The organism is Vreelandella zhanjiangensis DSM 21076 (genome assembly GCF_000377665.1).
GTDB classification, from domain to species: Bacteria; Pseudomonadota; Gammaproteobacteria; order Pseudomonadales; family Halomonadaceae; genus Vreelandella; species Vreelandella zhanjiangensis.
Genome location: NZ_KB898653.1, coordinates 216,159 through 227,092, shown reverse-complemented (window position 1 = coordinate 227,092; position 10,934 = coordinate 216,159). Strand labels below are relative to the sequence as shown.

Genomic DNA, 10,934 nt, shown 5'->3' with positions numbered 1-10,934 from the left:
GTCGCTTGTAAAGCTGATAGCTCCTCTTGCCTCATCTGTTGCAACACCGCTAATTTGAACTCGGCGCTGTAGTGGCTGAACTTTTTCTGCAGGCCGCTCAGACCATGCTGTTCATAGCTTTTGACCCAACGCCTAACGATGGCATGGTCAAGGCCGTATTGTTTAGCCAGCCTCTTATAACCGTGTTGTCCTTCTACATAGCTTTGCACTACTAATAGCTTAAATGCTTCATTGTATTTCGCCATGAAAAACACCCCAATCGTTGGATGAGTGTCCAACTTTTGGGGTGCAGTTCAGTCTGGCGGCTTTTAAGCGTTGGCTGGTCGCTACATCACACGCCATTACGCCGACACCTCTGCGAGCAATAGACGACATTCTCCCAGTCCCGAGCCCACTTCTTGCGCCAAGTGAAGAGGCGCTCGCAGACCGGGCATATTTTCGTTGGGAGGTGGGGTTTCTGGTGGGCCATGTAATTACCGGCGGTTGAGGCGTGAAAACGAATGACTGCATCAGTGTAGAGACTTACCAAGGCGGCGCCTCAAGCACTGCGTCATTTTACGGTTCAGGTTGCCCCAAAAAAAAGAAAGCCACTCCAAGGGAGTGGCAAAAGACCGTGACTAGCAATGAGAGGGAGAAACCATGACAAAAAACTGGCGGTAATCTGTCGTGGTCTGTAGCGACTCATTAAACGCTACACAGACAATATAATCATTCGTATTTATCTCGTCAATACAAATGCGAATACTTTTTATTTATTTTTGCATCTTAGCCGGCTAACTGAAGCCATAGCGGTAGTGAGAGCATGGCGAGCAGCGTCTGACCGGTGATAATGGCCGCCATTAGCTCGGCATCGCCGCCCAGCTGGCGGGCCAGAATATAGGCTGAAGTGGCAGTAGGCAGGGCGGCGAACAATAGCGCAACGTCTCGGCTGATCGTGTCCAGCCCTAATGCCCACGCCAGTGCCAATACCAATGCAGGCATCAGCATTAGCTTGATACTGTTGGTGGCGAGCAGGCCGCGGTCGATCCGTAATAGCGCTGCCGGGCGCAGGGCTACCCCCACGGCAATCAACCCCAGCGGCAAGGCGGCTCGTCCCAGAAGGCCCACGGTATCCTGGCTCCACCCTGGCAGACCAATACCGGTCAGGTTTAACGCAATGCCCGCTAAGCAAGCGAGTATCAGCGGGTTTTTCACCAGCGCCATCACGCTTTTCCCCATACTGGCACTGCCTAACGTGCCCGCAGCAACAAAGCTTGCCACACACATCACGTTAACCACAGGTACCATTAACGCCACGGCCACAGCAGCGGTCGTTGCTCCTAACTCGCCATGCAATGCTGCCGCCCCTGCCACGCCAACATAGGTGTTAAAGCGCACCGCTCCTTGAAACACGGAGGTAAACGCCGCGGGTGTTAGCTGTAGCCAATGGCGCAGCCACCAGATCAGCAACCCAAAAAATGCTATTGCGCCTAACAATACTAGTGCTAGGCGCCCCACTGGTACCTGGCTGACATCGGCGGTCGCGAGCGTCCCTACCAGCATGGCTGGGAAAAGCACAAAGTAGATTAACCGCTCCATAGCGGGCCAAAAATCCGGGCTCGGCCAGCGCCAGTAACCCAGCGCTGCGCCAAAAAGTATTAAAAGAAACAAAGGCCCTAACGCAGCGGTAATACTCTCCATGGAATTTCCTTATGGCCTGCGACATCACAGCACAACGACATCGACACATTTACTGTTACCATGAAACGAATCCCCGCCTCACGGCTTGCGTAGCGACATTCTGCCATGAAGATACTACCTCAACCTGCTTACTTTGCGGGTTTAAAGGGACTCAAAGTACTGATTTTGGTCACCGGCCTAGCGCTGGCGGTGTGTACTTGGTATGTGTTTTTTCACCACCTTCACGATAGCCACCCAACGGCCGGGCATCCCACAATGGCCATCTGTGATCTCAAGGGTCAGGCCTGCTCAGCTATTTTGGGCGATGAGGGGAAGTTAACGCTGCATATTAATGTCGACAGATCGGCAAAAGCCGCCTCTCAAGCCATTATGCCTATGGCAGGCACGCGTCATCCTTGATACCCCGAAAGGGAGATCAAAGTCGGTTTGACGTTAATGTGCCAGAAAAAAGCTTAGTCGGCGTCGTTAGAGGCCGTTTGCAATCGGTCGAGCATGGCTATCAGCGCGCTCACCTGGCTGCCTTCACGGGTATCGTGGAGCGGATTTTGCTGCCAAAGGCTTTCGGCATATCCCCACCAATCCCAACACCCCTGCGGGTTGGATAAGCTGCTGTCGATTTGCGGGTAAAGCACTATCTGACGATGCCTTGCGGCCCAGTGATTTAATCCACTGTGACTGACGAAGGTGTCATTGATGGCATTAGTGCTCATCTGGCAGCCGTGCAGGGCAATCGTGACCGGGCAGGCTTCATCTTCACAGGAAGCGGGGATAAATAGATAGCCGGTATCCGCAAGCCCCTTGACGGCAAACTCTGACTGATCGAACGCGACCAGTTCACCTGACTCTGGACTCACCGTTTCGCGCTCTGGGTATAGCCAGTCAAGCATCTCGCGGGCGACGTCTTCATCGCAGGCGAGCACATGGCTTCCCCCGCCCTGACGGCAGTTCCCCAGCTCATGGGGGCCAACTGTTTCCTCTTCGTGCAGGCGTACCGGCCAGCCGTGGCCCGCTGTCGGATTGCGCACGACTCTTAATTGGTCAGGCGCTGCTAGCCACTGCCGCCACTGCCCGGCTAAAAGCTCAACCAGCTCAGGATCAACAACGTTATCCGCCCCGCCATGCCAGATAAAGGCTCTTAGCTTGCCAAGAGCTGCCTGATCGCCCGCCTGCTCGTTTTGCGTATAACGCTCACGGCGGTCTTCAAGATCCTCAAGATCAGGCAGACCACCACGCGTCATCATGCATTGATTAAGCGCCATGCTCAGCGAGCCCTGAGAACATCCCCAAGGCCCCGCTGCCAGTACCCCAACGCCGCTAAAGCGCTCAGGCCAGGCAACCGCTAGCTGTGTGGCCATATAACCACCCGAGGATACGCCTACCACGCTTGCCTGTTCCGTCAGCGCATTTAGCGCAGGCAAGCGATCAGGCGTTTCAGCAGCACTGGCCACCAGAGGCCCGCCTACCAAGAGTATGAAACTGGTGTAACGGGCAACAACAGGGGCCAGGAACATAGGTTATTCGACGCCTAGCAGTTCAACGCGGAAGGTAAGCATTTCGTTGGGGCCAATCGGACCCTGGCCGTGTTCACCGTAGGCAAGATCAGCAGGAATGTATAGCATCCAGCTGTCGCCAACGCTCATCAGCTGCAGCGCTTCCTGCCAGCCTTCAATTACCTGGTTAACCTGGAAGCTTACCGGTTCGCCGCGCTCAAACGAGCTGTCAAATACGGTGCCGTCCAGGAGCATGCCTTCGTAATTCACTTCCACGGTATCTTCAGGCCCAGGTGTTTCACCATCGCCCGACTCCAGCACTTCGTACTGTAGGCCCGACTCGGTTACTTCAACACCTTCACGCTCGGCGTTTTCCGCCAGGAAGTCATCGCCTTCTTCCTGATTTAGCTGGGCCATCTCGGCAGCTTCTTTTTCACGCGCCTCTTGAGAGCGTGCCTGGAAGGCCATGATCGACTCAACCATCTCGTCTTCGCTGAGCGCCAGATCGTTGTCTTCGAACACATCGCGCATGCCGTCGTTAAACGCATCCAGGTCCAGATCTTCGATATCGGCCTTCATGCTTTCGCCCAGAGTAACCCCAAGGCTGTAGGCAAGACGCTGCTCGTCTGTATCAGGGGCGGCGGCAACAAAAGGTGCCACCAAAAGCAGACTGGTCAAGGCCGTTGTAGAGAGCAGTGTTTTCATTAAAAAATAACCTTATTCGTTGGCGTGATACGCCATATTTAGGATGCTTCAAAAATATTTAGAGTACTTTAGAAATTTAGAGTACTTCAAAAATTTAGAGTACTTCAAAAAATAGGACAGCGCGTTTACCCAGAGGTTTACGCCACCCTATACAACTAGCGTCGGACAGTGGGCTGCACCGGCAACCCGCTGGGAAACGCTGCCCAGTAGCATACTTTTTTCGCCGTTGGTGCCCTGGGCACCAATGACAATTAGATCGCACTCCCGCTTCCAGGCAAAGCGTACGATGGTGCGTGATGGGCGCCCACCTTTCACAAAAGCGCGGACGCGGCTACTTTCAGCGCCCATATCGATCGCGTGGGATTTCGCATGCACGGCAATCTCGGTGGCGTACTCTTTCAAAGCATCATCGGGTATATCCAGTTGGCTTGGACGCACCATGGAAAGCGACGCCTCAAGCAGGCTGTGATGCTTGAATACACACAGAAAATACAGTTCGGCGCCCGTTAGCATATGCAGCCCAACCGCCTTATCAAGTGCTTTGATAGCCCCTTTCGAACCGTCCACCGGGACTAAAATGCGATTAAACATGCAATTCTCCTTGTGGAAAGTTAGCGGAAGGCCACATCACGCAGGAACAGCGCAATCTGCGGAAACATAATCAGCAGCGCCGCCGCCAGGATCAGCATAAAGATAAACGGAGGCGTGCCTTTAATGACTTCCCAGTAGGGCCGTTTAAAGATCGCAATGGCGGTAAAGATATCGCACCCAAACGGCGGTGTCGCCGACCCGATCGCCACCTGCAGGGTAATCAGGATACCCACCAATACGGGATCCAGGCCTGTGGCCGCAATAGCAGGGGCAAAAATAGGCGTTAAAACCAGAATGACCACGATAGGATCAACGAACATACACGCGATAAAGAAAGAGATACAAATCGCGATTAGAACGCCGGTCGGCCCTGCGTCATTCACCCCGACCGATTCCAGAATCGCCTGGGGGATCTGGGCAAAGGAAATGATCCACGAAAAGCTGTTACCTACCGCCACCAGGATAAACACTACGGCCGTAATCAAACCAGTAGACTTGGCGATAGTGTAGATATCACCCATTTTGAGCGAGCGAAACACCACGAACTCCAGCAGTATGGCGTAAAGCACACAGGCAGCCGCGGCCTCGGTGGGGCTGAAGATGCCCCCATAAATGCCACCTACGATAATGACCGGGAAACCCAGCGGCCAGAGCGCCTTTTGAACTGCAGTGCCGCGCTCTTTCCAGCTGGCTCGCGCCTCAGTTGGTACATCCTTAATGATTGCGTAAGCAATACAGTAGGCCGAAAACATAACCAGAATCAGCAGACCCGGCCCGATACCGGCAATAAACAGCTCGCCAATTGAAGTACCCGAAATAACCCCGTAGATGATCATGCCGATACTCGGCGGGATCAAGAAGGCAATATCACTGGCGTTAATAATCAGCGCCAGGGTAAACGAGTCCGAATAACCGGCCTTGAGCATTTTGGGTCGCAGCGGTGAACCGACTGCCACCACGGTTGCCTGAGTAGAGCCTGAAACAGCACCGAACAGTGTGCACGACGCCGCCGTACTGACCGCAAGCCCGCCTTTGATATGGCCGATAAACGCCATCACCATATCGATCAGCCGGTTGGCCGACTGGCCGCGCGTCATGATATCGGCAGCGAGAATAAACATGGGCACGGCAATCAGCGATGCCGGACGAATACCCGCCATCATCTGCTGGATCAGCGTATCCATCTGGCCGAAGCCATTAAACATCATGTAAAAGCCGATGATCGCCGCCGCAATCAGCGGAACCATCATTGGAAAGCCCAGCAGCAGCAGGGCAATCATGGTGACTACCATTATTGTCGTCATAACTATTCCCCTAGAGTGCGATGCCCTACGTCAAACTTCGGTTTCAGTATCTTTGTAACCGTCCACAACGCCGGTTGAGAGATACACATCATGGGAAGTGAAATTTTTGACCGCGGTCAGCAGGTATTGAAGACCAGTGATCAAAAAGCCCATTGGCACCCACAGGTAAATAATCCAGACCGGAAGGCTTAGCGAGGGCAGTACCCGCCCCTTGCTATACAGATCCAGGATATAAACGACAGAGTAATAAAGTAGAAAGAACATGATCATTGAGGTAAATAGCGCAATACAGATCATGAGTGCTTTGCGCCCTCCAACCGGCAACGCATCATAGATCGCCGACATGCGAATGTGGCGCCCATGGCGCGCCGCATAGCCAATACCGGCAAATGTAATCATGATGATCAAGATGCGGTTTAGCTCGCCGGAAAACATGATGCTGTTACCAAACACAAAACGAGCCACAACGTTGGTAACCGTATTCAGCGCCATTAGCAAAACCCCTAGCGCCAGAATCACTGACTCGATTTTGCTAATTGCAGTGTCGATTATCCCTAATACGCCGGGCAAACCTGAGTGGTAGTTCTTTTCGGATTCTTCATCGGTCATGGCCGGATTCCCCTTTTAGCAGCATGACTGTGGCTTACAACCGCCCACAGCACGCTCAATATCGTGAGCATTCCACACTCACGATGGCATTAATGAAATAGCGGCAGTGAAAAAGCAGTGCAGTGATGAAATCGTATCGCCACTTTCTTAGCGTAACGGGTGCTTGGCGTTTTTGCGTTAACCTTGGAAAACTATTCTCCAACGCTCTCTACACCTTTCAAGCCCGCTCTCATCGCCCTTAGGACCAATAAAAAAGGGGCAGCGTGGCTGCCCCTTGATGAGTCACCCTATCCGCCGAGGCGGAAACGTTACGGTTACTCGTTGCTGACGGCTTCCAGGTCGGCTTTGAACTGCTCAAGCAGCTCAGCACCGCCTTCACCGGTCATTCTGAGGAAAGCTTCTTCCACTTGCGGCGCGCGATCACGGAACGCCTGGATCTGTTCTTCATCCAGGCGGGTAACGGTCACGTCATCAGAAGCGGCCTGAATTTTCTCCAGCGCTTCATCGGCCAACCCTTTGATGTGCTCAATGGTCTGGTCATAAGCGGCATTGGATGCGTCTTGAATCAGTTGCTGATCTTCTTCAGAAAGACCTTCATAGAAGTCCTGGTTCGCCATCATCGCGGTCGTGAACCAGCCATGGCCGGTAAACGTCAGATGCGGAGAGACTTCGTACAGGCCCCCTGACTCGATCCAGAAAATCGGGTTTTCCTGACCATCCAGAATGCCGGTTTGCAGACCGCCATACACTTCACCCCACGGCAGCGGCGTCGGTGTTGCGCCAAATGCATCGTAGGTTTCGGAAAGCAGCGGGTTGGTCATGGTGCGGATTTTCTTATTGTTCATATCCTCTGGCGAGCTGATCGGCTCGTTAGTGGTGATGACCATTTCACCTTCAGGATACATTTTCAAAAGCTCAAGGCCTTGCTCGGCGTAAAGCTCAGGGAACATTTCGTTAATGGCTTTGCTTTCGTCGAAGAACGTGAGAACCGTGTCTTCATCCGTAGGCAGCAGGTAGGGAATAAAGAAAATCTGCGCTTCAGGAATCAGCGCACCGGTAAAGCCAGGCGACTGGTTAACGAACTGCAGAATGCCGTTTTGAGTCTGCTCCATAATGTCGTCAGACTCGCCAAGCTCGCCAAAGCGGTAAACCTGCAGCGTGTGATCGGAATTCTCTTCGATATATTCTTTGAACGCGTAGGCGAACACATCCTGTACATCGCCTTCGTACTCTTCATGCGCGAAGCGCCAGTTATCCGCCTGTGCAGCTGCTGTCATGCCAAACAGCAATGCGCCGACGCTAGCCGTCGTTATTAACTTGCTTGCCTTCATGCGATGTTCCCCTTGCAGTGGTAAGCGCGATACGAGTGCGCAAAATTCTGCTTTTGTTTTTCAGCGTTGAGAAACGCACTTTAACGATTTGTTTTACCTTCGCTGACATGCATAAACGTTATTCATTGCTGTCAGTCAGCGGACGTATAACGAATGGTTAATCAAAAGCAGCTTGATTTTAGGCTAGCGCGCTCATTCAAAGCGGTCAAGCCGAGCGGCCAGGGTTTGCCAGGCCTGCATCACGCTTTCGCGCGCGCTTGACCCAGGCAAGCAATGCTTGTCAAGTTCGCCGAAAAGCAGCTTATCCTGCAGCCATTGTGCAACATTTTGTATATTTTCAGCACGTTTGGTTAAGTGAGGATTATTTTCTGGCATCTGCATTGCCCACGATTGCCAGCGTTGAAGGTTCTCACGCTCAGCCTGGAGTTCGGCCTGCTGAATCGTTTTGCGAAGAGCGCTAATAGAAGAACTTTGCAATGCCTGAGGCTTTAACGTGCGCCGTAAATGACGCAATACTTGGGTGATATCACGCTGCCAGAGATTGCGCTCTTCACGCTGCACTGCAAGCGCTCGGGGCAGCGCTTCAAGCCCATGCACAAATAGCCAGCTGTGCATTAAAAGCTCACATACATCCACATCAAGCGTGTCCTGCAGTGTCAGGCAGGCGCTCTCTATACCGGGCTCGGCATAAAACGCCAGGGCAAAATCCCATAGCGGCGCCTGCTCCAGGCGGCACAATCGGTTAGAATCAAGCATTGGTTTACCCACTTTTTCGGGAGAGAGCATGATCGCACTGCGCCAAGTCGCCCTGCAACGCGGCAAGCAAACGCTACTCGATAACGCTGACCTAACGCTACATGATGGCATCAAGGCAGGCATTATCGGGGCAAATGGCGCTGGTAAATCGAGCTTATTCAAGCTGTTGTTGAATGAGCTGGGCCCTGACCAAGGCGACGTTGAAATGAGTGGCGGCCAGCGCATTGCGCACATGGCGCAGGAAGTAGAGGCCCTCGACCGTCCGATTATTGAATATGTTCTCGACGGTGACCATGCCCTGCGCCAGGCTGAAGCCGCGCTGCTGGCCGCTCAACAAGCAGGCGAAGCGCACCGGGAAGCCGAGCTGCATGGGCTGATCGAAACCCTGGATGGCTATCGTGCCGAATCCCGCGCCGCGCAGCTTTTGGTGGGGCTTGGCTTTATGCAGGCTGACCTGGCGCGCCCGCTATCCGATTTTTCCGGCGGCTGGCGGATGCGCGTTAATCTGGCGCGCACGTTGTTTATGCCCTCGGATTTACTGCTGCTCGATGAGCCGACCAACCACCTGGATCTCGACGCGCTGCTCTGGCTTGAACAGTGGCTGACCCGCTACCCCGGCATGCTGCTGCTGATTTCTCACGACCGCGATTTTCTGGATGCAGTGTGTGACCACATCGTGCATATGCATCACCAAACGCTGGAACTTTACCGGGGCAACTACTCCCGCTTTGAACGCACCCGTGCCGAGAAGCTAGCGTTGCAGCAGGCGGAAGCAGCGAAGCAGCAGGCGCGTCGGGAAGAGATCGAGCGGTTTATTACCCGTTTCAAAGCGCAGGCAACCAAAGCGAAGCAGGCGCAAAGCCGGGTAAAAATGCTGGAGCGCATGGAAGACATTGCCGTCGCCCATGTCGATTCGCCCTTTCACTTCACGCTGCCAGCCGCCGATAAAACCTCGCACCCGCTGCTGGTGCTCGACCAGGCCCAGCTGGGCTACCGGGGCAAAGAGCGCGACACCGTTCAGCTCGATAAGGTCAATATCACCCTGCTGCCAGGCAGCCGCATTGGCCTGCTGGGGCCTAACGGGGCGGGTAAATCGACGCTAATCAAATCCCTGACCGGTGAGCTTGAACTGCTGAACGGCAAGCGCATTCCCGGCGAGCACTTGGCGATTGGCTACTTTGCCCAGCACCAGCTGGAAGGGCTGGACGTCACCTCGACCCCGTTTGTGCATGTCCAGCGCCTTTCCCCTAGAGCCAGCGACCAGGAGATTCGCAACTTCCTGGGCGGCTTTGGCTTCAAGGGCGATGATGCCTTTGGCGAAGTGGCCACGTTCTCAGGCGGTGAAAAGGCGCGCCTGGCACTGGCGCTGGTCGCTTGGCAAAAACCCAACTTGCTGCTGCTGGATGAGCCTACCAACCACCTGGACCTGGAAATGCGCGAAGCGCTGACCGAAGCGCTGGCCGGTTTTGAAGGTACGGTCATTCTGGTATCTCACGACCGCCACCTGCTGCGTGCCACGGTCGATGAGTTCTGGTGTGTGGCGGACAATCGGGTTGAGCCGTTTGATGGTGACCTTGAGGATTATCGCGCCTGGTTAAAAGCGCGGCTTGAAGAGAGCCGCCGCGATTCGCGCAGCGAAAAAGCCGAACGCCAGAACCAGCAGCCCAGTGGCGATAGCCGCGAGGCGCGCAAAGCTTCGCGCAAGGCGGCCGCCGAACTGCGTGAAAAGCTGCGTCCGCTGAAAAAGGAGCGCGACCAGGCTGAGAAAACCATGGAAAAGGCCCAGGCAGCGCTGGAAGAGATAGAGGCGATTCTGGCCGACCCCGAGCTATATACCGACAGCAGCCGCAAAGCCCAACTCACGGAAGTACTCGCCAAACAGGCTGATATCAAGGCTGGGCTAGACCGTGCCGAGCAGCAGTGGTTAGCAGCTGAGGAGTCATTGGAAGCCATGGAGGCGGAGCTTCTCGCCAGTGAAAACGTTTAGCTTTCCAATAGAAAGGTAACCGGCCCATCGTTGACCAGCGCCACCTGCATATCGGCACCGAACTGGCCGGTGGCGACGTTCGGCCAGGCCGATTGGGCCTTGGTGACCAGCTGATTAAATAGCCGTTCTCCCTCAGCCGGGGCAGCGGCGCTTGAAAAGCCGGGGCGCAGGCCCTTTCGCGTCTCGGCGGCCAGGGTAAACTGCGAGACCAGCAGCAATCCGCCGTTTACCTGCTGAAGATTCAGGTTCATCTTGCCTTCGGCATCGCTGAACACGCGGTAGTGCAAAAGCTTGTGGAGCATTTTTTCAACCGCGGCGTCGCTGTCGTCTCGCTCAACGCCGACCAGCGCTAAAAGCCCCTGATCAATGGCGCCGATGGTCTGCCCTTCCACCACTACGCTCGCCTGCTTAACTCGCTGTATGAGTACTTTCAACGCCGCCTCTCCTGACAAGGTAAAAGGCCTAGTGTACCCATTGGCTT

The 10,934-nt window shown here is 54.5% G+C and carries 13 protein-coding genes; 2 read left to right on the top strand and 11 right to left on the bottom strand.

Going from position 1 to position 10,934, the window contains the following annotated elements; all coding sequences use genetic code 11:
* The 3 genes from D467_RS0116140 to D467_RS0116135 all read right to left on the bottom strand — a co-directional run.
* A partial coding sequence (locus tag D467_RS0116140; protein WP_018918577.1) for a helix-turn-helix domain-containing protein occupies positions 1–245 on the bottom strand: 245 nt, incomplete at its 3' end.
* 86 nt (positions 246–331) lie between these two features.
* Complete coding sequence (locus tag D467_RS19740) at positions 332–469, bottom strand: DUF2256 domain-containing protein (protein WP_081621249.1); 138 nt, start codon at positions 467–469, stop codon at positions 332–334.
* A 296-nt stretch (positions 470–765) separates the two neighbouring features.
* Complete coding sequence (locus tag D467_RS0116135) at positions 766–1,680, bottom strand: AEC family transporter (RefSeq protein ID WP_018918576.1); 915 nt, start codon at positions 1,678–1,680, stop codon at positions 766–768.
* A 105-nt stretch (positions 1,681–1,785) separates the two neighbouring features.
* Here D467_RS0116135 and D467_RS19350 point away from each other — a divergent pair, with 105 nt between their 5' ends.
* Positions 1,786–2,079: a hypothetical protein gene (locus D467_RS19350; protein ID WP_018918575.1), complete on the top strand. Its 294-nt coding sequence runs from the start codon at positions 1,786–1,788 to the stop codon at positions 2,077–2,079.
* A 53-nt stretch (positions 2,080–2,132) separates the two neighbouring features.
* On the opposite strand, the gene D467_RS0116125 is transcribed toward D467_RS19350, so the two are convergent.
* The 7 genes from D467_RS0116125 to D467_RS0116095 form a co-directional block, all read right to left on the bottom strand.
* Positions 2,133–3,191, bottom strand: a complete 1,059-nt coding sequence (locus D467_RS0116125; protein ID WP_018918574.1) for an alpha/beta hydrolase family protein — start codon at positions 3,189–3,191, stop codon at positions 2,133–2,135.
* Positions 3,192–3,194: 3 nt separating this feature from the next.
* Positions 3,195–3,875 (bottom strand): BamJ family beta-barrel-assembly machinery protein, encoded by a 681-nt coding sequence (bamJ, locus tag D467_RS0116120; protein ID WP_018918573.1) that lies wholly within the window; start codon positions 3,873–3,875, stop codon positions 3,195–3,197.
* Between the two features lie 147 nt (positions 3,876–4,022).
* Positions 4,023–4,466 (bottom strand): universal stress protein, encoded by a 444-nt coding sequence (locus D467_RS0116115; protein ID WP_018918572.1) that lies wholly within the window; start codon positions 4,464–4,466, stop codon positions 4,023–4,025.
* Positions 4,467–4,486: 20 nt separating this feature from the next.
* The gene (locus tag D467_RS0116110) at positions 4,487–5,770 is read right to left on the bottom strand and encodes a TRAP transporter large permease (protein ID WP_026285804.1); all 1,284 of its coding nucleotides are present in this window, start codon (positions 5,768–5,770) and stop codon (positions 4,487–4,489) included.
* 30 nt (positions 5,771–5,800) lie between these two features.
* The gene (locus D467_RS0116105; RefSeq protein ID WP_018918570.1) at positions 5,801–6,379 is read right to left on the bottom strand and encodes a TRAP transporter small permease; all 579 of its coding nucleotides are present in this window, start codon (positions 6,377–6,379) and stop codon (positions 5,801–5,803) included.
* A gap of 314 nt (positions 6,380–6,693) precedes the next feature.
* On the bottom strand, positions 6,694–7,710 hold the full coding sequence (locus tag D467_RS0116100) for a TRAP transporter substrate-binding protein (protein WP_018918569.1): 1,017 nt from the start codon (positions 7,708–7,710) through the stop codon (positions 6,694–6,696).
* 192 nt (positions 7,711–7,902) lie between these two features.
* The gene (locus D467_RS0116095) at positions 7,903–8,466 is read right to left on the bottom strand and encodes a TIGR02444 family protein (RefSeq protein ID WP_018918568.1); all 564 of its coding nucleotides are present in this window, start codon (positions 8,464–8,466) and stop codon (positions 7,903–7,905) included.
* A 28-nt stretch (positions 8,467–8,494) separates the two neighbouring features.
* Between D467_RS0116095 and abc-f the strand changes: the two genes are divergently transcribed.
* Positions 8,495–10,453: a ribosomal protection-like ABC-F family protein gene (gene abc-f / locus D467_RS0116090; RefSeq protein ID WP_018918567.1), complete on the top strand. Its 1,959-nt coding sequence runs from the start codon at positions 8,495–8,497 to the stop codon at positions 10,451–10,453.
* Here the strand turns inward: abc-f and dtd are convergent.
* Positions 10,450–10,887: a D-aminoacyl-tRNA deacylase gene (gene dtd, locus D467_RS0116085; protein WP_018918566.1), complete on the bottom strand. Its 438-nt coding sequence runs from the start codon at positions 10,885–10,887 to the stop codon at positions 10,450–10,452. The genes abc-f and dtd overlap by 4 nt on opposite strands.
* Positions 10,888–10,934: the final 47 nt, after the last annotated feature.

Coding starts and splice junctions, on each gene's coding strand:
- D467_RS19350 (WP_018918575.1), top strand. CDS start 1,786: ATGAAGATACTACCTCAACCTGCTTACTTTGCGGGTTTAAAGGGACTC.
- bamJ (WP_018918573.1), bottom strand. CDS start 3,875: ATGAAAACACTGCTCTCTACAACGGCCTTGACCAGTCTGCTTTTGGTG.
- abc-f (WP_018918567.1), top strand. CDS start 8,495: ATGATCGCACTGCGCCAAGTCGCCCTGCAACGCGGCAAGCAAACGCTA.
- D467_RS0116110 (WP_026285804.1), bottom strand. CDS start 5,770: ATGACGACAATAATGGTAGTCACCATGATTGCCCTGCTGCTGCTGGGC.
- D467_RS0116095 (WP_018918568.1), bottom strand. CDS start 8,466: ATGCTTGATTCTAACCGATTGTGCCGCCTGGAGCAGGCGCCGCTATGG.
- D467_RS0116115 (WP_018918572.1), bottom strand. CDS start 4,466: ATGTTTAATCGCATTTTAGTCCCGGTGGACGGTTCGAAAGGGGCTATC.
- D467_RS19740 (WP_081621249.1), bottom strand. CDS start 469: ATGGCCCACCAGAAACCCCACCTCCCAACGAAAATATGCCCGGTCTGC.
- D467_RS0116100 (WP_018918569.1), bottom strand. CDS start 7,710: ATGAAGGCAAGCAAGTTAATAACGACGGCTAGCGTCGGCGCATTGCTG.
- D467_RS0116105 (WP_018918570.1), bottom strand. CDS start 6,379: ATGACCGATGAAGAATCCGAAAAGAACTACCACTCAGGTTTGCCCGGC.
- D467_RS0116135 (WP_018918576.1), bottom strand. CDS start 1,680: ATGGAGAGTATTACCGCTGCGTTAGGGCCTTTGTTTCTTTTAATACTT.
- D467_RS0116125 (WP_018918574.1), bottom strand. CDS start 3,191: ATGTTCCTGGCCCCTGTTGTTGCCCGTTACACCAGTTTCATACTCTTG.